At 59.3% G+C, this 19,976-nt stretch carries 17 protein-coding genes and 1 pseudogene; 9 read left to right on the top strand and 9 right to left on the bottom strand.

The window, feature by feature from the left end; translation table 11 throughout:
- Positions 1-10 precede the first annotated feature (10 nt).
- Positions 11-1,633 carry an AbgT family transporter gene (locus HMPREF1267_RS03935; protein ID WP_023028468.1) on the top strand — a complete coding sequence of 541 codons (1,623 nt, stop codon included), beginning with the start codon at positions 11-13 and terminating at the stop codon, positions 1,631-1,633.
- Positions 1,634-1,654: 21 nt separating this feature from the next.
- Here the strand turns inward: HMPREF1267_RS03935 and prfB are convergent, their stop codons facing one another.
- Positions 1,655-2,758, bottom strand: a complete 1,104-nt coding sequence (gene prfB / locus HMPREF1267_RS03930) for a peptide chain release factor 2 (RefSeq protein ID WP_023028467.1) — start codon at positions 2,756-2,758, stop codon at positions 1,655-1,657.
- 60 nt (positions 2,759-2,818) lie between these two features.
- Here prfB and HMPREF1267_RS03925 point away from each other — a divergent pair, with 60 nt between their 5' ends.
- Positions 2,819-3,655, top strand: coding sequence for an inositol monophosphatase family protein (locus HMPREF1267_RS03925; protein WP_023028466.1), 837 nt, complete (start codon positions 2,819-2,821; stop codon positions 3,653-3,655).
- Positions 3,648-4,430: a histidinol-phosphatase gene (hisN, locus tag HMPREF1267_RS03920; RefSeq protein WP_023016942.1), complete on the top strand. Its 783-nt coding sequence runs from the start codon at positions 3,648-3,650 to the stop codon at positions 4,428-4,430. The genes HMPREF1267_RS03925 and hisN overlap by 8 nt, the downstream gene beginning before the upstream one ends.
- Here the strand turns inward: hisN and HMPREF1267_RS03915 are convergent.
- From HMPREF1267_RS03915 to HMPREF1267_RS03900, 4 genes and pseudogenes are all read right to left on the bottom strand, one after another.
- Complete coding sequence (locus HMPREF1267_RS03915) at positions 4,427-4,687, bottom strand: hypothetical protein (protein WP_023028465.1); 261 nt, start codon at positions 4,685-4,687, stop codon at positions 4,427-4,429. The two genes, hisN and HMPREF1267_RS03915, sit on opposite strands and share 4 nt — an antisense overlap.
- Positions 4,684-6,620 (bottom strand): annotated as a pseudogene (gene feoB, locus HMPREF1267_RS03910) (ferrous iron transport protein B). The gene HMPREF1267_RS03915 and the pseudogene feoB overlap by 4 nt, the downstream one beginning before the upstream one ends.
- Positions 6,621-6,623: 3 nt before the next feature.
- Positions 6,624-6,869 (bottom strand): FeoA domain-containing protein, encoded by a 246-nt coding sequence (locus tag HMPREF1267_RS03905; protein ID WP_023028462.1) that lies wholly within the window; start codon positions 6,867-6,869, stop codon positions 6,624-6,626.
- 272 nt (positions 6,870-7,141) lie between these two features.
- On the bottom strand, positions 7,142-8,233 hold the full coding sequence (locus tag HMPREF1267_RS03900; protein WP_005277594.1) for a S1 family peptidase: 1,092 nt from the start codon (positions 8,231-8,233) through the stop codon (positions 7,142-7,144).
- 210 nt (positions 8,234-8,443) lie between these two features.
- On the opposite strand from HMPREF1267_RS03900, the gene HMPREF1267_RS03895 reads away from it, so the two are divergent.
- The gene (locus HMPREF1267_RS03895) at positions 8,444-8,884 is read left to right on the top strand and encodes a DUF1990 family protein (RefSeq protein ID WP_023028461.1); all 441 of its coding nucleotides are present in this window, start codon (positions 8,444-8,446) and stop codon (positions 8,882-8,884) included.
- 64 nt (positions 8,885-8,948) lie between these two features.
- On the opposite strand, the gene HMPREF1267_RS03890 is transcribed toward HMPREF1267_RS03895, so the two are convergent.
- Positions 8,949-9,566, bottom strand: coding sequence for a hypothetical protein (locus HMPREF1267_RS03890; RefSeq protein ID WP_023028460.1), 618 nt, complete (start codon positions 9,564-9,566; stop codon positions 8,949-8,951).
- A 317-nt stretch (positions 9,567-9,883) separates the two neighbouring features.
- Here HMPREF1267_RS03890 and HMPREF1267_RS03885 point away from each other — a divergent pair, with 317 nt between their 5' ends.
- Positions 9,884-10,327: a MarR family winged helix-turn-helix transcriptional regulator gene (locus tag HMPREF1267_RS03885; protein ID WP_034667011.1), complete on the top strand. Its 444-nt coding sequence runs from the start codon at positions 9,884-9,886 to the stop codon at positions 10,325-10,327.
- A gap of 74 nt (positions 10,328-10,401) precedes the next feature.
- Complete coding sequence (locus tag HMPREF1267_RS03880) at positions 10,402-11,763, top strand: DHA2 family efflux MFS transporter permease subunit (protein WP_023028458.1); 1,362 nt, start codon at positions 10,402-10,404, stop codon at positions 11,761-11,763.
- A 40-nt stretch (positions 11,764-11,803) separates the two neighbouring features.
- On the opposite strand, the gene HMPREF1267_RS03875 is transcribed toward HMPREF1267_RS03880, so the two are convergent.
- From HMPREF1267_RS03875 to HMPREF1267_RS03865, 3 genes are all read right to left on the bottom strand, one after another.
- Positions 11,804-13,660: a siderophore-interacting protein gene (locus tag HMPREF1267_RS03875; RefSeq protein ID WP_023028457.1), complete on the bottom strand. Its 1,857-nt coding sequence runs from the start codon at positions 13,658-13,660 to the stop codon at positions 11,804-11,806.
- Positions 13,661-14,008: 348 nt separating this feature from the next.
- Positions 14,009-14,992 (bottom strand): ABC transporter substrate-binding protein, encoded by a 984-nt coding sequence (locus HMPREF1267_RS03870; protein WP_005277584.1) that lies wholly within the window; start codon positions 14,990-14,992, stop codon positions 14,009-14,011.
- A 339-nt stretch (positions 14,993-15,331) separates the two neighbouring features.
- Complete coding sequence (locus tag HMPREF1267_RS03865; RefSeq protein WP_023028456.1) at positions 15,332-16,348, bottom strand: iron-siderophore ABC transporter substrate-binding protein; 1,017 nt, start codon at positions 16,346-16,348, stop codon at positions 15,332-15,334.
- Positions 16,349-16,978: 630 nt separating this feature from the next.
- Between HMPREF1267_RS03865 and HMPREF1267_RS03860 the strand changes: the two genes are divergently transcribed.
- Genes HMPREF1267_RS03860 through HMPREF1267_RS03850 form a run of 3 tightly spaced genes read left to right on the top strand, consistent with a single transcriptional unit; the run spans position 16,979 to position 19,946 of the window.
- Complete coding sequence (locus HMPREF1267_RS03860) at positions 16,979-18,004, top strand: iron ABC transporter permease (protein WP_023028455.1); 1,026 nt, start codon at positions 16,979-16,981, stop codon at positions 18,002-18,004.
- Entirely contained in the window at positions 18,004-19,119 is a 1,116-nt protein-coding gene (locus HMPREF1267_RS03855; RefSeq protein ID WP_023028454.1) for an iron chelate uptake ABC transporter family permease subunit, read from the top strand. The genes HMPREF1267_RS03860 and HMPREF1267_RS03855 overlap by 1 nt, the downstream gene beginning before the upstream one ends.
- Positions 19,116-19,946, top strand: coding sequence for an ABC transporter ATP-binding protein (locus HMPREF1267_RS03850; RefSeq protein WP_005277575.1), 831 nt, complete (start codon positions 19,116-19,118; stop codon positions 19,944-19,946). The genes HMPREF1267_RS03855 and HMPREF1267_RS03850 overlap by 4 nt, the downstream gene beginning before the upstream one ends.
- Positions 19,947-19,976: the final 30 nt, after the last annotated feature.

Genomic DNA, 19,976 nt, shown 5'->3' with positions numbered 1-19,976 from the left:
TGCCGATACTATGGCCGAGACTAAAACCAAAGAAAAACCGGAGAAAGCAAGCGGCTTTTTAGGCACCGTAGAAAAGATTGGCAATAAACTCCCCGATCCTTTCTGGCTCTTCGTCATCCTCGCGATCATCGTCGCCATTACCTCATGGATTGGCCACTTAATTGGCATGAGCGCCGAGGATCCTAAATCCGGCGATACCATCGAGGTTGAATCCCTCCTGACCACCGAGAATATCTCGCGCATGGTCACGGACGCGGTGGAGAACTTCACGAGCTTCCCGCCACTGGGCGTCATCCTCGCCGTGATGCTGGGTGTGGCCGTGGCCGAGCAGTCTGGGCTCTTGTCCGCGCTCGTGCGCGCCATGGTGACCAAGGTCAGCCCGAAGTTCCTTACCTTCATCGTCGCCCTGGCCGGCGTGACCGGTTCCGTGGCTTCGGATGCCATTTATGTCATCCTCATCCCGCTGGGCGCGATGGCCTTCCACTCGGTGGGCCGCTCCCCCATCGTGGGTGCCATGGTGGCCTTTGCGGCATCCTCGGCGGGCTTCAACGCCTCGCTGATCCTCAACATCACTGACCTCCTGCTGGCCGGTATTTCCACTCCTGCCGCACAGTTTGTGGATGAGGCTTATGAGGTCAGCCCGCTGGCCAATATCTTTTTCGTCATCCCATCCGCCATCGTGCTATCGCTTATCATTACCGCCGTCACGGAATGGTTCATGGTGAAAAAGGCCCGCGACCTGGTCAACCACGACAAGATCAATTACGAGGAAGTCTCCTTCTCCCAGGCCGCCGGCGCCGCTGATAACGAGGCGGACGAGGAAGAAAACGACGTTGATTTCGAGGAAGAAGAAGACGAGCTGCGGGTAAAGCCGGAGGAGCAAAAGGGCTTGGCTGCCTCTGGCATCGCGCTGCTAATCTTCCTCGCGGGATTTTTCGCCCTGCTCTTTATCCCCGGCTCCCCGCTGGCCAGCCAGGAAGATAGCTTCATGGAATCGCCGCTAATTAGCGCGATTGCGGTTCCTATTGCCCTGGCATTCTTGGTCTGCGGCATCGTCTACGGCATCTATGCCGGCACGCTGAAGTCTGCTTCCGACGTGCCAGATTTTATGGCCAAGGGCATTAAAACCTTGGTTCCCATGCTGGTGCTCTTTTTCGCCGTGGCCCAGTTCCTGGCGTGGTTCCAGTGGTCAAACCTCGGCGTTTGGACCGCAATTAAGGGCTCTGAGCTGCTGCAAGCATGGTCGCTGCCGCCTATTTTGATGTTCGCCGCGCTCGTGGCCATGGTGGCAATCCTCAACCTGTTCATTACCTCAGGTTCCGCACAATGGGCCCTGATGGCGCCGGTGATCGTCCCGATGATGATGTATGTGGGAATTTCCCCTGAGGTCTCCCAGATGCTCTTCCGTATCGGTGACTCACCGACAAATATCATCACCCCGATGTCGCCGTACTTCGCCCTCGCGCTGACCTTCCTGCAGCGGTACTACAAGCCGGCGGGTGTCGGCACGCTGATGTCGCTGGCGCTGCCGTATTCCATCGCCATGATCGTCGGCTGGTTCCTCTTCTTTATCGTGTGGTACCTGCTGGGCATCCCGCTCGGACCGGGCGCACCAATGCACTACCCAGCTTAAGTCTGCAGAGCGCGGTTGAGGTTAATCCTCGCCGCGCTCTTGTTGCATGCGCCACCGGATTCCGGCTTCCAAGAATCCGTCGATATCCCCATCGAGCACCTTGGAGGGATCGCCCATTTCAAAATTGGTACGCAGGTCTTTGACCATTTGGTACGGGTGCAAAACATATGAGCGCATCTGGTTGCCCCAAGAGGCATTGCCGCCGGCGCCGAGCGCGTCGAGCTCCGCCCGCTCTTCCTGGCGCTTGCGCTCCAACAGCTTTGCCTGCAAAACCCGCATGGCAGAAGCCTTATTTTGGATCTGTGACTTCTCGTTCTGACAGGTGACCACGATGCCGGTGGGGATATGGGTCAGGCGCACCGCGGAATCGGTGGTGTTGACCGATTGTCCACCAGGCCCGGAGGAACGGTACACATCCACGCGCACCTCATTATCTGGCACGTCAATGTGGTCCGTTTGCTCCACTACAGGAAGGACCTCGACCTCTGCAAAGGAGGTTTGTCGCCGGCCCTGATTGTCAAAGGGCGAAAGGCGCACGAGGCGGTGCGCGCCCTGTTCCACGGAAAGCTGGCCGTACATGTATTCCCCATGCACCACGAAGGTGGCGGATTTAATGCCTGCTTCCTCGGCATAGGAAATATCGTAAATATCCACCTTGTGGTCGTGCTTTCCCGCCCAGCGGGTGTACATGCGCATAAGCATTTCCGCCCAATCGGCCGCATCTACCCCGCCGGCACCGGAACGGATATTGATCACGGCCTCGCGCGGGTCATATTCCCCAGAGAGCATGGTTGTTACCTCGAGGGATTCGATGGCGCTTTCCAGCTCAGCAAGGTCTTCATCTGCAATAGAGGCGGTGCCTTCTTCCTCCGCGAGCTCGTACATCACCGGCATATCATCTAAGCGCCCGCGCAATGACTCCAGTTTCCGGACCTTTGCTTGCGCGGAAGAAAGTTCAGAGGTGATCTTCTGTGCATGTTCGGGGTCATCCCACAGCGAGGGATCCCCAGCTTGGGCTTCCAATTCCCGAATGCGCGCAGCCAAGGCTTCCGGGTCCATGACCTTTTCAATGGTGGTCAGGGTGGTGTCCAATTGCTTGAGCCGTGTAATTACTTCGGGACGCATAGGCCCCAATCTTACCCACCTACCCCACAGAATTAGCCATTGGTTGGATTTCGGGTGACAATGGTGTGCATGGATCAAAAGCCAAGCTTGCAGGAGATGATCGATGCGGTCATCAAAACGTTTATTGTCGCGCATGCAGACGATGGGGATGCCCATTTGGCGCAGGCGCTTGTGTATAACGCCGGACGCTTGGCTTGGCGCTTGCGCGAGATGGGCGTCTCGGTTGAGCAGAAAACCTCTATTTCTGATGTGGTCACGGATGCGGACCGCGCCGCCGAGCGCTTCGTCGCAGGCGTGCTAGAGGCCGTGCGCCCCGAGGACGGCCTCGTGGGTGAGGAAGGCACTGCCCGCGAGTCCCAATCCGGGCGCAACTGGGTCATCGATCCGGTCGATGGCACCTACAATTTCACCTCTGGCTCGGATTATTGGTGCTCGGCGCTCGCGCTTACCGATGCCTCCGGGGTCGCCCTCGGCGCCGTCCACCGCCCCGCCATGGGCTATACCTGGTTCGGCGGGCGCGACTACCCCACTTCGCTGGATGGTAAGGACGTGTCCACGCTGGAGGATAAGCCGGCGGGAGAAATCTCGCTCTCGTCTTACCTACACCCCACATCGCTAGCGGATCCGGAAATTCGTGCTGCGTGGCAGCGGGTGACCGAAAACTTTGCTACAGTCCGTATGCTTGGTGCCGGTTCGGTGGACTTGGCCTCCGTGGCAGAAGGCACGTGGGGCGCATGGATGCAGCATTCGGTAGCGGATTGGGATTGGTTCCCCGGCAAGGCTCTCATTGAGGCCGCCGGTGGTGCCGCCCGCAAGGTAGAAGCCGGTGGCGTCGAGTGGTGCTTGGCCGGAAATAAACAGGTAGTTCAACAAATGGAGGAATGGCTCCGTGGGTAAATTCAAAGAAGACTTAGGTCTCGCTCTCGAGTTAGCCGGTCACGCCGATGTGGTCACGATGCATCGCTTTGAGGCCACCGACCTTTCCGTCAAGGAAAAGCCGGACCTGACCCCGGTTTCGGATGCGGATCTGAACTGCGAGAAGCACATCCGCGATTCGCTGAAGCGTTCCCGCCCGCGCGATGAGGTTTTGGGCGAAGAGTTTGGTGGTCAGGCCTGCTACGAAGGCCGCCAGTGGGTTATCGATCCCATCGATGGTACGAAGAACTTCGTGCGCGGCGTGCCGGTATGGGCCACGCTTATTTCCCTGCTTGAGGACGGCGAACCGGTCGTCTCCGTGGTCTCCGCGCCTGCCCTGCGCCGTCGCTGGTACGCGGCGAAAGGCGCCGGTGCCTACCGCGTCTTTGGCGGCGAGCCGAAGCGCCTGCACGTCTCCCAGATCGAAAAGCTTGGGCACGCATCCCTGGCCATGAGCTCGCTGACCGGCTGGTCCGAGCGCGGGTTGCGCGATAAGTTCCTCAACTTGACGGATAAGACATGGCGTCTGCGCGGCTACGGCGATTTCTGGTCTTATTGCCTCGTGGCAGAGGGTGCCGTCGATATCGCCACCGAGCCGGAGGTCTCCCTCTGGGATCTCGCCGCCCCGTCCCTGCTCGTGACCGAGGCCGGCGGTACGTTTACGGATCTATCCGGCAATCCCGGGCCGCACGGCGGATCGGCCATTGCCTCCAATGGCCGCCTGCACAAGGCCGCGCTGCAGATGCTGCAGGATTAGGGTCGGGCCGAAAGCTTCAATAGGACCGGTTCTCGGCGCCCGTCCTCGGCGCCCGAGCAGCCATCGCTGTGCGAGCAGCTTCCGCAGCCGCCCGTGGGGCAAGAGGACAGCGATTCGCGCACGAGCTGCGCGCTGTGTTCCAGGTGGGCGAGGATAACCTCCACCGTCCCCTGCCCTAATCCCGTTGCCCGGGCGATGTCCGCGGGGGTGGAGTGACCGCCGCGGATCGCTTCTTTTACCTTGTCTGTAGGGCTCATAGGAATAACCTCAGCACCTGGAAGACGCCGACGGCCAAGACCCAAGCCGTGACGAGCTGCAGTACAAAGCCGATGAGCGTCCACTTCCAGCCGATTTCGCGCCGCTGCGCGGCCACCGTAGCCACGCACGGGGTATAGGCCAAGAGGAAGACCATATACGCCCACACCGCGGCCAGGCCGTGCCCGCCGGAGGCGGCGTCGAAGTCGCTGCGGATGTGATCGGCCAGCGAAGACTCGGCCTGTTCCTCAGGATCCGCATCCGTGACGTCATCGACGGCGTAGGTCTGCGCCCAGGTGGAAATGAGCGTTTCCTTCGCCACGAAGCCGGTCACCAGCGGGCCGGTGAGCGACCACGAATCGAAGCCAGCCGGCGCGAAGGCCGGGATATCGCCTTTGAAACCGCGCCATACGCCGAGTCCTCCGGCGGGACGGCTTCCTCGTCAAAGGGATGACCACCGGTAACTGGGATGGACATGAGCAGCCAAATGACCACCACCGTGGCCACGATGATGCCGCCTGCGGTGTGTAAGAACCCCTTCAGGCGCACCCACATGACCGAAAGCGATAGCTTGAACGTGGGCAGCTGATACGACGGCAGGTCAATAACGAGCGCCTCGGACGGCATGGCGCGCCAGACCGTTTTGCGCAGAGCCAGGCCCACGGCGACCACCAAGGCGATGGATAAGACATACATGCCAAAGACGGCCGATCCGGCGTGATCTGGGAAAAAGACCTGCGCCAGCATCATAAAGACGATAAGGCGCGCCGAGCACGAGGTAAACGGGATGAGCAGGCAGGTAAGGATGCGGTGGCGGACATCGCCAAGCACGCGCGTGGCCGAAATCGCTGGCACGTTGCAGCCATAGCCCACCACGATGGGGATAAAGGCCTTGCCGGGCAGGCCAATCGAGCGCATCACCCTATCGGTGACCACCGCGGCGCGCGCCATGTAGCCGGAATCCTCCAGCACCGCGAGGCACAAGAACATCAGCGCCAGCAGCGGGGCGAAGGTCAGGACCATGCCGACGCCGCCAATGAGGCCATCAACAAGCAAGCCCGCAATCAGCCAATGGTCGAGGCCAATGGCTTCCAGCCCGGCGCGGGCCGCGTCCGAGACCGGACCGGTAATAAGGTCCTCGAGGCCGTCCTGCATGGGCCCTGCCACCGTGGTGGTGATGAAGAAGACCGCCCACATCACCGCGAGGAAGAGCAGCGGGCCCACCACCGGGTTCAGCACCACGCGGTCGACGCGCTGGGTGAGGGTCTCACCCACCTCCACGCGGTGGACCGCGGCTTTTTCGGCGGCATCGAGAGCCGCAAAGCGCTGATCCAGGCCGGAATCCGGGCGGATGACGGTGGGCTCGGCGCGCATGGCCTGCGCCACGGCGGTTTCCAGCCCGTCGAGGTTGCGCCGGCGCCGTCCATTGACGCTGACTACTGGCATGCCGGTAGCGCGAGAGAGCGCATCAGTATCGATGCTAATCCCCTGCGGCTCGGCCATATCCTCTTTGGTTACGCCGAGGACGACGCGGTACGGCTCGGCGACGATTTGCAGGGCCAGGTTAAGCCCACGGGCCGGGGCCGTTGCGTCCACGAGGACCACGACGACATCGGGGCGCTCGTCTGCAGGGCAATCAATGAGCATCTGCTTAGTAAAGGCTTCATCCGGGCTCATGGGGTCTAGGGAATAGGCGCCGGGTAGGTCGATGATGTCGAAGGCCTCTGGCTGCGCACTCCAGAGCCTGCGGCTGGCCTCGACGGAGGTGCCCGGCCAGTTGCCGGTCTGGACCTTTGCGCCGGTCAATGCGTTAAAGAGGGTGGATTTTCCGGAGTTGGGCGCCCCCACCAGCGCAAGCACCGGCGTGCCTTCCGCCGCTATCCGCATACTAGAGGTACTGTGGCAGCTTGCTGGGGCCGTGGAGTTATGTGCCATGGCTTATGCCTCCACTGGAATGACTTCGAGTTGGCGCAGCGTGTGCGCATCCACCGCATAGCGGGCCGTGCGCATGCTCACCACGCGCGCGCCACCTGCGACGGTGCGGCCGATCTGCACGCGGGTGCCGGGCCGAAAGCCCAGCTCGCGCAGCCGCACGGCCAGCGCGGGTTGAGTCTCGACCGCGTTGTGCAGGCACTCAGCGGATAGTTCCACCACGGCGTCGGTGGGTGCTTGGTCCGCGCGCATGGGACCGGTTTCTGGTGGGATGGGTTTGGTGCATAGGGAAACCTCGGTTCAAACTTAGCTGCGGACGGGGCATCCACAGCAGATATTGACTAACCCTAAGTGGCCAATAGGTAAGTCTCAGTTTAGTTTAGGCCGCTGTCCGCGAACAAGGATAGCCTTCGCTTTCCCCCGCTTTGGCGGGGCGGATGCGCGTTATATGGCTATAGAAATTGCGCATAAAAAAGTGCCCCGTCCGGCTTTCGATGCCGAATGGGGCGCTACCTGCTTCGCGGTTATGCTTCGGGGAGCTTGAACCCCGCGCCAACGCCACCGCGGCGGTTCATATCCGCCAGGACGGTATCCATGTTGGTAGCGGCGGTGGGGTTGTGAACCGCGCCCTGCAGCGGGGTGCGGCACGGGAAGTTCACCGGCAGGAAGCCGCCGGAGATGGAACCGATGAGGCGGTCACCGGCAAGCAGCGGCGCGCCGGAATCGCCCATCATGGCGCAGACCTGGTTGACCTGGACGCTTTGCGCCTGCTGATAGGTCATACCGCAGGTTTTGCCGGTGGCAACGCCTTGCTTGCACACGGTCTCACCCGGGTTGACGGTCCCGCCTAGGGAGTTAACGGTAACCCCGTTGTAGGTGCGGGTGACCTCAGCGTTGGAGCCGAATTCGATCACCGAGTAATCCAACGCAGCGTTCTTGGACACGATGGTGCCCGTCGGGCCAATGTGATCAGAATCGGCCGAGGTAATCGCATCGCCCTCGTTGCCGCAGTGTCCTGCGGTTAGCCCCACCTTGCGGCCGGCGGCGTCATTGCCGGCAACGCTCAAGGTGCACATCGTCTCACCATTGACATAGATAGGGGTGCCGGGGCCATAGAGGGACTTGCCCTGGTTCATGGCGGCATCGGATTCCTCGGGGATGCGCGGGGCATCGAACAAGGAGCCCGGCACGCGGTGCAAAACAAAGTCCGCATCGGGCTTGCCCGCAGCTACCTTGGAAAAACCATCATTTTTCCACTGGTAGTTGGGGTTATTACCCAGTGGCTTTTGCTCTACCTGGGTGGCTTGCTCCAGCAGCCCGAAGGGATTCGGGTTGGTGGCCGGCTCCGCATACTGAGCCCCCTGCTGGACGTTACTTGCCACCGTGTCGCGGGCGTTTTGCAGCGCGGAATCCACGGTATCGGTGACCTGCTTATCCACCTCTGGGGTCTCAACACCAAAGCCCGCGAGGCCCTCGCGCACGTGGTTGATAAACCCTGCCGAGTCAATATCCGGTTGGGGCAATTCTTGGGCTCCTGCTGCCGGGGAACCCAAGAAAAACGCACCAGCGAAAGCCGAGCCCACCAGGACTTTCTTTAGGTGCGGAATGCGAAGCATCAAACTACCTTCTTTCAGTTGTCAAGATCGTGCTAGCTAAATCCTGACATGGATCGCGTGTGAAAGCAGCTAAGTCCTGTGACTGTTTCCAAGCCGTTACCGTTCTTTCAGGTTTCGGGGGTGATCCCGCGATCAATCCGTCCCCAAAACTTTTCGATGCCCTATTCTTTACCCCCATGAGCTCCCCACAGATAAACGCTGGCGCTTGAGATGCCAGAGCCACTTTCTTATTCCGATACCGCCGGATTCCCGCAGCTGCACATGAGCCGGGTCATCGACGCCGATTTCGATACCGCAGCCCACCGGCTCTTTCGCTGGGGCATCCAGCGCAGCGGCCTCTTCCGCGTGCGACCTACCCACCCGGTCGTCCAAGAAGGCGCCGAAATCACCATGGGCCTTGGCCCATTTGATTTCCGCTGCCGCGTGGTCGAGACCTTCGCCGGCGATGGCCGCTGCGGCTTTACCTACGGCACCTTGCCCGGACACCTCGAGCGCGGCGAGGAAACCTTCACCCTAGAGCGCCTGCGCGATGGCCGGACGCTGCTGCTTATCGATGCCGCCTCCGAGCCCTTCCTGCCCTTCTTGCGCCCGCTTGTCGATATCCCCCGCCACCTCCTCATCCGCCGGTTCTACCTGCACGCGCTGGACTAGCGTGGCAGCACAAAGGCCGCTTCCTCTCCCCCTACGGGAAAAGCAGCGGCCTAGGCGTAGTTAATTACTTGCGCTTCTCATCGAGGTTATCGCGAGCCTCGCGCACAACGTCTTTCACGCGGTCAAAGAATCCGCCCTTCTTACGGGATCCTTCCTGGTATTCCTGCGCTTTGTCTTCCACGAAGTCCTTGGCGCGGTTGATGGCTTCTTCAACGACGTTGCCGGCCTCGGTGACCTTGTCCTTCAGGTCATCAAAGTCATCGCGCTCTTCATCAGCTGCATCCTCTGCCGGCTGCTCCGGTGCGGCAGCGATGTGTTCTTCTTCAGCCTCGCCCACCACGTGCTGTGAAGGCTCATAGTCCGCGTTGTCCTCATCCAGCTTTTCCTGCAGGTCCGGTTGCTCGGACGCTGCAGCAACGTGCTCTTCCTCAGCGCCGGTAACGACGTGATTCTTCGGCTCGTAATCGCTCTGCGCCGCAGCATCATTTTGCTCATCTGCGCTTGCCGTTGCGGCGGCGCTGGCAGCAGCAGCCCCGCCAGCCGCGGCTCCGGCTACACCGGCTCCCGCAGCCTTGCCGGATTCAATCTTGTTGCCCTCGGCATCAGTGGATGCTAGGTAGGTAAATTTCTCGCGATCCACGTCTACTTCGTGGCCAAGGGCGCGTGCAGTTTCTTTAGCCATTGCTTTGTACTCCTTAACTAGATCTATTTTCTCCTATCCTAGCGTTCCAGAAAGTTAAGGTGCGTGCACGGGAACCGAGAATGGAAGAATCGGCATCGCTTTTCGCACGTTTGAGACGCCGGCCCAGCATAAACAGACTCGGGGGAGCGCCACGTTGTCCAAAACAACCGCGTTTCACCAAAAATCGACCCGAAAAATGGACAAACGCGGTTGCTTTATACGCTTTCCGGTCTTTACCGCGATCATCTCGCCAAAATTAGCATGCAATAAACACGCGTGCCCTAGACACGCGTGCACTATGCATGTATTCTTCTGGCATGGACACTCCAAGCAAACAAGTCGCCGACGCACTGGGACAACTTTCCCAGCGCAGCCTCCGTCGACGTATGTACACCCACCTCACCGAGGGGCTCGGTGAAGAAATCAACGAATCCACATATTTGGTGCTCAGCGGCCTAGACCGCTGTGGACCCTCCACTCCGAAAGAGCTCGCCTCAGTCATCGGCTTAGACCGCTCAGTGGTATCCCGCCACGCCTCGGCCCTAGAAAAGGCCGGACTCATCGCGCGCGCTACCGATCCCCGCGACGCGCGATGGATACAACTGTCGCTGACCCCACTGGGAGAAGACAACGTCGCCGTGATGCGCTCGCGCCTGACCCAACAATTGGAAGAATTCCTCGCCCGCTGGCCGGAGCCCGCGCAACAACAATTCGCGGAAATGCTCACCGCCCTCACCCACGACGGACCATTCGCCTCCTAATACCTCCATCACTCTCTCCATCATGACCACACCTCACCACGCCATCTGCGCACGCACTTCGAAGGAAACCCCTCATGCAGGAAGAAGAAAAACTCGACCCCCAGACTAGGCGGGTAGTCATCGCCCTTGTCTTCGGCTCAATTTTGCCGCTGCTAGATATCAGCATCGTTAACGTCGCCATTCATTCCATCAGCGAAGCGTTCAACGCACCTATCGTCCTCGCCCAATGGGTCATCACCAGCTACGGGTTGGCCTCTACTATGGCCATTCCGCTCAGCAGCTGGGCAACGCGCCGCTTCGGCGCCAAAAATTTCTGGATTACCGCGCTCGCAACCTTCACCGTCGCTTCAATCCTGTGCGCGATGTCTACGCATATAGACATGCTCATCGCCTTCCGCATCCTGCAGGGATTCGCGGCGGGCTTCTCGGTGGCGGTGATGCAGACCCTCATCGTCACTAATGCCGGAAAGGACCAGGCCACACGCGCCATCACCGCAATCGGTCTACCAGCGGTCATTGCGCCTGCGATTGCCCCACTACTGGGCGGGCTGCTTGTCGATGCCATCGGCTGGCGCGCCATCTTCCTCATCAACGTCCCCATCGGCATCGCCGCGATTGCCCTTGCCGTGCACTATCTAGAACGGACCCCAGCAGACCCTGCAGCCCAGCTGGACCGCATGGGATACCTCTTACTCGCGCCAGGTTTGCTCGCGGAGGTCTATGGCTTTACCACCATCGGTCACATGAGTTCTTGGGCAAGCGGAATTCTCCTCGCCGCCGGCGCGGGGCTGATTGGCTACTTTGTGCTGCATGCGCTCCGGGTGCCATCGCCGCTTATCGATGTCCGCCTATTTACCCACCCCTCCTTTTCCTCAGCATGGGCAACACTGGCCATTGCAAGCACCGTATTTTATGGCGGGCTCTTCCTCATTCCACTGCACTATCAGAGCAACTACGCCTACACCGCATTGCATGCGGGACTTCTGCTGGCCCTACAAAGCGTGGGCGCCTATTTCAGCCGCTCGGCATCGAAAAAATTCATCGCCCGATGGGGTACGCGGAAGACCGTCTACATGTGCATTGGCGCCACTATTATCGGAACGCTACCCTTCGCCTTTCCCACCGGCCAGGCGGCAGGCTGGCTCATCCTTCAAGGCTGCGCGCTATTTGTGCGCGGCGGCGGCATCGGAGCCCTTACGGTGCTCACGATGTCCGCGACCTACCACGGCTTAACCAAAGATGAAGTCGTCCATGCCAGCGCTGCGGGCCGCATAGCGACCCAACTTGGCAGCGCACTAGGCGTATCCGTCTGCACGGTGCTGATGACCCTCACCCACGGGGTCGGCTGGACAACGTTCGCCTACTTCACCGTGTTCACCACACTTATGGCTGTAACGGCTACCCGCCTCCCACGCGGGACCGTGGTCCGAAAATAAAAGGTGAAGCTCGAGGCATTTGTCCTACCGAGGTTCCTCTTTAGGAAACCGCTCCTGCCTCCAGGACGAAAAGGTGTTTGCCCCAGCCAACAGCCGTGGCAGAAGAAATAAGAGCGCGGCTATCAGCGGTAGCAGCGCTGACATCGTCCTGGGTCGGCACCTTGGTGCCGAACATGGAAAGCCTTACCAAGTCCTCTTCATAGGAATGCTCATCGCCGCCGGCTTCCTCGAGGACCTCGGTAAGGATATAAGCCCGGCGGGACTTATCCCCACCAACCGCGCGGCCTAATTCGGCGGCCACCGCCTCGCTACCAAAGACGCTCCAGGGATCGATGAAAATAACGTCAGTCGCCCACGCATAGTCTGCTTCGGTGGGATTAAAGCCGCTTTCGCCGCCACTCGTTTCGCATCGTTCACGAGAAGCTCCTGCGATTTCCCGTAGCACCGCTTCCGAGGACGCATCGGTGATAATCCGGCACTCAGCATGTTCGCATCGGCGGAGAATTTCATCCGCATATACTGCACCTCCCTGGCCAATGATGAGAACGCGAGCGGTGTCATCCAGGTACTGCTGCAGTTCCTTTGCCGCGGAAGGAGCAGTCCACCCAGCACTCACATTCTTTTGCTCAAAGCGTTCGGCTGCCAGGTGCGGGTCTTGGCCAAGATATTCTGACCACGGCAATCCCCTTTCGCCTTGCGGCGCCGACTCTCCGGTACGAAGGCTGTGTTCAAGGCGCATCAGCGCCATCGCCTCAAGATGCGCAGGCCCGCTTAACCAACGCACCACATTGGAATCTGGGTCCGCCAACTCAGTTCCCATTGCGGTCAACGCGAGGGTACGCTCGCGTACTTCGACGAGTTGAAGAGCCGCCAGGTAACGGATAAACCTCCGTAGCGCATCCTCGTGCAGTTCTGTCGCAGCAGCAAGAGCAGGGACCGTGTTCGCACCTGCATCGATTTCTTGGAAGAGCCCTAAACGCACGGCAGTGCGGAGCGCAAAGGCTGAATTCAGCTCAGCCAGATCATGGATATTGTGCAAAACACTATTGCTGCTGTTCGATGCGCTTTCTTTAGCGTCGCTTTGGCTGGTACGCCGCCAGTAGCCTGTGATTTCCCGATGCTCAGGGGAAATTCCGGAAGCCTTAAACAAAGGCCGCAGCGGTTTCAGCCGGGAGGCCTCCCCCGCCGCCCATGCGTATGCTTCGCCACCTGGCAATGCCGACTGAGAAGTCTCCTCAAAAAGCGCACGCGACTTTTCTACGAAGTCCTCGCCTCGGTCACGTATGGCCCAGTGGATCTGTACCGAATCGGGAATGTCTAGGTCTTGAATATCAGCGCTCGTCGGAACCTCTATCACCGCAATCGCATCATGCCCAGCCGGGAGCGACTCGAGGCAGCGGCCGATTGCTGGGAGCGCCGTCTCGTCTCCTGCCAAGAAAAGCCAATCGGTATGCGTGGGTAACTGTGCACACGATTTCGGCCCTGCCACAAAAATGGGGTCACCGATGCGGGCATTCTGGGACCAGTTTTCGGCCAAGCCCTGACCATGGCGCGCGAAATCTATGGCTAATCGCCCGCGTACAGCGTCAAAGTAGCGAACCGTGTATGTGCGGAATAGGTTTTTAACGGCTTCTGGCCACAATAAGTTGCCATCATTTTGCGCTATTGGGTGCGGCCGCTTCCCCGTTTCCGGATCCGGGAAGATGAGCCGAACGTCGTCGTCAAAACCATGGCTTATCAGCGAAGGAACGGAAATACCATCGCGATCGTGGTCTCGGAGTTGCTCCCCGCTGAGCGTAATTCGCCGCATGGCTGGCGATATATCTTCGATATTTTCCACATACAATTCCCGGTAAGAAATTGGATAAATTTCCCTGCTCCGGCTGTTCCTTGGCATTTTTGAGACCAGTCCCCTCTCGGTTTTGATGGCTTTTATTTCACTTTATTCGATGGCCTAAATTGTCTTATTAAGTTGTGCTGACGCCTTGAACGCCTCTCCCAGCGCCAAGCATTTTCCGGCTCACCTACCCACCTTTAATACAGTCATCGTGCTGTGCCGATGAGCGAATATGCGGGAAGCGTGAGGCCAGGTTTTCGGTTTTCGAAGGGCAAGAACGGACGCACCACTGCCTTGGGTACAGTCCATTGAAGAGAACGCCTCCCGATAAATCGGAAGGCGTTCATGACTACCTGATGCAACGGAGCGAGCCTCTTCTAGCAGGTATCAGGGTTGTGCGGACCTTGACTACTTTCCAACTTTTTCCAGCGTCGGCATCGTCTTATCCAGCACCCAAGCTCGGCTCAAGCTCGTGGGGTTGTTGAGTCCGGCGACGACAGCTTCATCGCCAGCGAGAGTCGCATCGGATTTCACCTGTGGCAGATCTTTGTATCCCGGAATATTTTCAACCTCTTCGATTGAGCCGGTGCGGTTATAAATAACCATGAAATCAGCGGCCAGGTAGGACACGTTTTCCGGAGAAAGCGTGACACGGCCCTTATCAACTGGAACGGATCCGTCCGTCAGCTTGTCCGGGAACTTCATGCCCAGATCGTAGATGAAGGATGCACCCGGATCCTCAGGGTCAGCAACGGCGCCAAAGGAGCCTTGGGCGAACTGGGAAACAATGCCGGTTTTACCGGAGAGGTTAGGCAGTTTCTCCTTCACGTCGGAGAAACGCTTCTGATCCTCTTCAATGGCTTTCTTCGCTTCGGATTCCTTATTGAAGATCTTGCCCAAAGCTTCTAGCTGAGATTCCCAGCCAATTCCCTCACCCTTATCGGAGATTCCGCCGAGAGTCGGTGCGATTGCAGACAATTCCTTGTAATTAGCCTCGGAAATTGTCCAGTAGTCACCAACGATGAAGTCGGGTTCGATTGCCGCGATTTGTTCTTGTGGCAGAGTTTTGAAATCTGTCTGGTCGATCACCTTGACGCCATCAAGCTTGCCCTCGCGCCAGGGCGAGTTCTTGTCTTTTGCATTCTGCACGACGGCTGCTGGTTTAATTCCAAGTTCCAGCAGGTTATCAACGGCCGGCCCCACGGCAACCACATTTTGCGGATTGACCGGATACGTATCCGTGCCGCGTGCGTGCTCAATGGTCACGTCCTCTGCAACTTCGGAGGTTGTTGCCGCTTCATCGGTTGAATCGTTCGACGAGCAGCCTGACAGAACCAATCCGGCACAGATAGCGGCAGCGATAAATGAACGCGCACCCCTTTTTACTGACATCCCTTTTCCTTAAAGTCGGTTTCCTGAGGTTGCCTTTCAGCTCTTTTCATCGGATTTTCCGGTAGACCCGAAAGCAACTTTTAAGTTAGGTTAGCGTTACCTAGGCCACGTTGCAATAGATTTGTTAAACTATTTTCCTATAGATATTTCCTATTTAAAGGACCCCTAAGCCCACACCTGCACAAGACCCATTCCCCTAGCTATAAAAGTGCGGGGGCCAAAGAAAATGCTGCTTGACGATGCACTTCCGGGCAGCGGATCGGCGGTGCGACCGGCTTCCCACACAGCGAAAACCGCCCCCTCACATTCATGCGGGAGCGGTTCAGCGATTGACTCCTATTACTTCGTGGCGTCCGCCAACGGCTGCTCGATCTTATCCAACAGGTAGTCCAAGCTCAGCACGGTCTGCCATCCGAAGGCCTTTTCTAGGTCACCTTCCAAGTAGACACTGTGCCCGTCCTTAACGGCGGGTAGCTTGCTCACGATTGGATCCTCAGTAACAGATGCCTTGTCCTGCGTCGGAGCGTAGGACAACTGGTCCCACACCAGTACGTCGGAATCAACCTGGTCAGCGTTTTCCTTGGAGACCTCGCCGTAGAATTTATCCTTGGTGATTGCCGCGTAGGCGGGGTTGATCTTGAACCCCAGCTCGGTAAAGAAGCGGCTGCGCGGATCTTCTTCAGCAAAGACGGCCAGGCTGTCGGCAGAGACGGTGGCCACACCGAGTTCCTTCTCGGCCCACTCTGGGTGACGGCCCTTTAGGTCTGCAAACTTCGCTTTAACCTGCTCCACCTGACGTTTTGCTTCTTTAGGCTTTCCTACGGCCTGTCCAATCTCTTCCGTGGTCACGTCCCACGGTTGCTGCAGCTCTTTATATTCACCCTTTTGCACGACGACAGGGGCGATATCGGAGAGTTTCTTGTATGTATTTTCATCAATATCCGAGTACACGGCCACGATGAGATCTGGTTTGTCTTTAGCAATGGCTTCCGCATTGACCTCTGTGTCTTTATCGATTCGAGGGGTATCCCCCTCGATCTTGTCGTTAGACCAGTTGCCCGCAGCCTGCCCGTCTGGGGTCATGCTATCCCAATACTTCACGGAAACCGGCGTGATTCCGAGCGCCAGCAGCGCGTCCTGATCCGTATAGCCTAGGGAGACCACGCGCTGTGGGGCTTCCTTGATTTCGGTGGAACCATAGCGATGCTCGATGGTGGTGGGGAATGCGCCTTGCTCGGCGTTGACCGCCTGGGAGTCTGCAGAGTTCTCGGACTGGTCATCAGTCGAACACGCCGTCACCGCGGTGCCCAGAGCCAGCACAGTAGCAGTACCGACAAGAATTTTCTTGAATGTCATTTTTCTCCGTTATTACTGGTGACAGATCTCAGCGCAAGGCCTAGTCCGTTCACAAATGGGAAAGTTCAGAATATTTGGTTGGTTATACCCAAATGGGGGGCAACCAAGTTCCCCAATCGTTGGAGACAATGACATATTCTCGCACGATAAAAAGATAACTTAGGCTTGCCTAAATAATCAATGTTACGCTGGTCACCAAAAGATTTCCAGCTACCGCCTATGCGATGCACATGCAGCACACTCAACTTTGAGACAGACACTACAAAAGGTGCCGCATAGAGTTTCACCTAAATAGTGGGCGCCTAGGGCCAGTTGCGATGACTTGCAGCCCTTCACTTTTACAGTCTTTTAATTAAATGAAGGCTTACCTTACATGAAGACGGTAATATGCTTGTCCATGATTGACAATCACACCCAGCAACAGCCTGAGCCACGCCTCGGGCGAAGCTCCCCTCCCCGCCCAGCGGGAGTAGCTAGGTACCTTTCTCCACCCCGCGACTTAGGGAATCCCATCGCAACCTGTGAGCCAGTACTTTCCGTGGCGTCACTCCGCAGCACCGGTGCTCGCTGGGCACTATTGGCTGGGCGTGGGGGCATCGGCAAGCGGAAGCAGCGATTGGAGGCCACGCCATGAGTGTGCGCACTACCCGCCTCCTGGGTCTAGGGGCGCTGCTCCTGCTGGTCCTCGTTGGCACTATCTGCAGTTTGCTGTATGGCGCCCGTTCCATTCCTGCGGAGGACGTGTGGACTGCGCTGCGGGAACTCCCGGCCGCACGCGGTGGCCAGGAGGAAGTTTCCACCAACCAACGCGTGGTAGCTGAGCTGCGGCTGCCGCGCACCATCCTGGCCATCATCGTGGGGGCAGCACTGGGAGTCGCCGGTGCTCTAATCCAAGGCCACACCCGCAATCCCCTGGCGGATCCGGGAATCCTGGGTGTCAGTTCCGGCGCGGCGCTCAGCGTTGTGGTCAGCTTCGCTTTGTTTGGCATCACCGCCCCGTGGGCCACCGTCGTGGTAGCGTTCCTCGGCGCGATTGCGGCCACCGCACTCGTCTTTGGCCTGGCCTCCGCGGGCAAGGCAGCGGTCGATCCTTTGACCTTAGTGCTAGGCGGTGCCGCGCTGTCGGCGGTCTTAAGCGCTATTACCAGCGCATTCGTTCTCACCAATGAGAATAACCTGGACCGGATGCGCTTTTGGACCGTTGGCTCCCTCGCCGGCCGGGATATGAACATCGCGCTAGGAATCTTGCCTTTCATAGTGGTGGGACTGATCCTGGCGTTCGCCACCGGCCCGCAGCTGAATATCTTGAACTTAGGCGACGACGTCGCCGCAGGGCTCGGCATCAACACCGCAGCCGCAAGGCTGGGCGGCATGGGCATCATCGCGCTGCTGGCCGGCGCGGCCACGGCTGCCGCGGGCCCGCTGGGCTTCATTGGCCTGGTAGTGCCCCATATCGTCCGGGCTCTTACCGGCCCAGATTATAAGTGGATTTTGCCGTACTCAGCACTTGCCGGCGCGGCGCTATTGCTGTGTGCGGACGTGGTAGGCCGCCTCATCGCCCGCCCCGGCGAGCTCCAAGTGGGCATCGTTTTGGCCTTCGTTGGTGCACCGTTCTTCATCGCCTTGATTTACCGGAAGAAGGTGATGACGCTGTGATGCGACGCAACAAGGCTGCGCAGGCCGTACAAGATAAACAAAGCGCTTCGTGGCAGATGCCGGGCGGGGTACCATTCCGGGCTGGGCCCATCTCCTTCCTCTGGCGCCCGAGGGTGGTGCTGGTATGCGTTATCGCCGCAGCGCTCATTGTCTTTTTGGGTGCCCTTTCCATTGGGCTGGGCGATTACCCCATCTCCGTTCCCCGGGTACTTGAGGTGATCTTCCAAGGGGAAGGAAGCCGCGTGGAAAAACTCGTGGTTTTGGAATGGCGCATGCCCCGCGTGGCCACCGCCATCGCGGTCGGCTGCGCGCTGGGGCTGTCCGGCGCGCTCACCCAAACAGTCACCCGCAACGCGCTGGCCAGCCCCGATATCCTCGGCATCACCACGGGTGCCTCCGCCATGGCCGTAACGGTCATCGTCCTTGGCGCCGGCGGCAGTGGGTTTGCCGGCTGGCTCGCCGGAATCGGCATTCCCCTGGCCGCATTGCTGGGTGCGATTCTCAGCGCCACGGTGATTTGGGCGCTGGCTTGGCGACGCCAAGCCGATTCCTACCGTCTCGTCCTCGTGGGCATCATTATTACCGCGCTGCTGAGTTCCTACATCAATTTCCTCATGGTCCGCGCGGAGCTGCGGGATGCAAGCCAGGCACAGTTCTGGCTCACCGGTTCCCTAGCGAGGTCGGAGTGGAGTACCACCATCCCCATCGCCGTCCTTGTGATCGTCTGCGCCCCGTTGCTGGCCTGGATCGCCTACCAAGCACTGGCCACCACTCTGGGCCCCGACCTCGCCAGAGCGCTGGGCCAGCGAGTCAACGCCGTGCAGGTAGCGATGCTGGCATTGGCCGTAGCCCTAGCTGCGGTAGCGGTCTCCGCTGCCGGGCCCATCGGCTTCATCGCCTTCGTAGCGCCCCAGGTGGCCCTTCGGTTGTGTGGCGTACCCAGTCCCCCGCTTGCGGCGTCGGCGCTTACCGGCGCAGTACTGCTGCTCGGCGCGGACATCGTCACCCAAGCGGTTCTGCCGGTGGAACTTCCGGTGGGTATTGTCACCTCCGCACTGGGCGGCATCTTCCTCATCTACCTACTCGTTCAACGCACTAGGAGCACAGACGCATGACCTCCCCCATTCCCCAGCCAAACGCAGACCGACCAAATACCGCCGGTGGCGTCGTCGCTTCCTCGGTCACGGTGGGCTACGGACAGCGCACCATTATCCGCGATCTCAGCGCCACGTTCCCGGCCGGAAAGATCACCACCATCGTGGGGCCCAACGGATGCGGTAAATCAACCTTGCTGCGCGCCATGTCTGGCCTGCTCAACCTTGATACCGGGACCGTGAGTGTGGATGGCCAGAATATCTCGGACATGAAGCGCAAGGACGTCGCCCGCATACTGGGCATGCTGCCCCAATCCCCCGTGGCCCCTGAAGGCCTGTTGGTCTCCGATCTGGTGGCCCGCGGGCGGCACCCACATCAGGCGTGGTTCCGCCAGTGGTCCTCCACAGACGAAGACGCAGTATTCGAGGCCCTAAAGCAAACCGGTTCTGCAGATCTTGCTAGCCGCACGCTGGATGAGCTTTCCGGCGGCCAACGCCAGCGCGTATGGATCTCCATGGTGTTGGCGCAAAACACCGACATCCTCTTCCTAGATGAGCCGACGACGTACCTTGATCTCGCGACCTCCGTGGACATCCTCGAACTAGTCGATAGCCTGCGCCAGGAACTAGGCAGAACGGTGGTAATGGTGCTACACGATCTCAACCTGGCGGTGCGCTACTCCGATTATCTCGTGGTTATGAAAGACGGCCAGGTCATTGCTTCCGGTACACCCGCAGAGGTCATCACCGCAGAGCTCCTGCAGGAGGCTTTTGATCTGCGGGCGCGGGTCATTGAGGATCCGGAGACTGGAGATCCACTCATCGTTCCACTCAGGAAACCGGCTTAGGTCTACGCCCAAGGGTTAAGCCCACCCACT

It is taken from the genome of Corynebacterium sp. KPL1824 (assembly GCF_000478095.1).
Classification (GTDB): Bacteria; Actinomycetota; Actinomycetes; order Mycobacteriales; family Mycobacteriaceae; genus Corynebacterium; species Corynebacterium accolens.
Note: the sequence above shows the minus strand (reverse complement) of the source record. Positions and strands in the feature narration are given on the sequence as shown.

Excerpts from the sequence above, each read along its gene's own strand:
- HMPREF1267_RS03935 (WP_023028468.1), top strand. The coding sequence starts at position 11 with ATGGCCGAGACTAAAACCAAAGAAAAACCGGAGAAAGCAAGCGGCTTT.
- prfB (WP_023028467.1), bottom strand. The coding sequence starts at position 2,758 with ATGCGTCCCGAAGTAATTACACGGCTCAAGCAATTGGACACCACCCTG.
- HMPREF1267_RS03925 (WP_023028466.1), top strand. The coding sequence starts at position 2,819 with ATGGTGTGCATGGATCAAAAGCCAAGCTTGCAGGAGATGATCGATGCG.
- HMPREF1267_RS03915 (WP_023028465.1), bottom strand. The coding sequence starts at position 4,687 with ATGAGCCCTACAGACAAGGTAAAAGAAGCGATCCGCGGCGGTCACTCC.
- HMPREF1267_RS03905 (WP_023028462.1), bottom strand. The coding sequence starts at position 6,869 with ATGCGCGCGGACCAAGCACCCACCGACGCCGTGGTGGAACTATCCGCT.
- HMPREF1267_RS03900 (WP_005277594.1), bottom strand. The coding sequence starts at position 8,233 with ATGCTTCGCATTCCGCACCTAAAGAAAGTCCTGGTGGGCTCGGCTTTC.
- HMPREF1267_RS03895 (WP_023028461.1), top strand. The coding sequence starts at position 8,444 with ATGCCAGAGCCACTTTCTTATTCCGATACCGCCGGATTCCCGCAGCTG.
- HMPREF1267_RS03890 (WP_023028460.1), bottom strand. The coding sequence starts at position 9,566 with ATGGCTAAAGAAACTGCACGCGCCCTTGGCCACGAAGTAGACGTGGAT.
- HMPREF1267_RS03885 (WP_034667011.1), top strand. The coding sequence starts at position 9,884 with ATGGACACTCCAAGCAAACAAGTCGCCGACGCACTGGGACAACTTTCC.
- HMPREF1267_RS03880 (WP_023028458.1), top strand. The coding sequence starts at position 10,402 with ATGCAGGAAGAAGAAAAACTCGACCCCCAGACTAGGCGGGTAGTCATC.
- HMPREF1267_RS03875 (WP_023028457.1), bottom strand. The coding sequence starts at position 13,660 with ATGCCAAGGAACAGCCGGAGCAGGGAAATTTATCCAATTTCTTACCGG.
- HMPREF1267_RS03870 (WP_005277584.1), bottom strand. The coding sequence starts at position 14,992 with ATGTCAGTAAAAAGGGGTGCGCGTTCATTTATCGCTGCCGCTATCTGT.
- HMPREF1267_RS03865 (WP_023028456.1), bottom strand. The coding sequence starts at position 16,348 with ATGACATTCAAGAAAATTCTTGTCGGTACTGCTACTGTGCTGGCTCTG.
- HMPREF1267_RS03860 (WP_023028455.1), top strand. The coding sequence starts at position 16,979 with ATGAGTGTGCGCACTACCCGCCTCCTGGGTCTAGGGGCGCTGCTCCTG.
- HMPREF1267_RS03855 (WP_023028454.1), top strand. The coding sequence starts at position 18,004 with ATGCGACGCAACAAGGCTGCGCAGGCCGTACAAGATAAACAAAGCGCT.
- HMPREF1267_RS03850 (WP_005277575.1), top strand. The coding sequence starts at position 19,116 with ATGACCTCCCCCATTCCCCAGCCAAACGCAGACCGACCAAATACCGCC.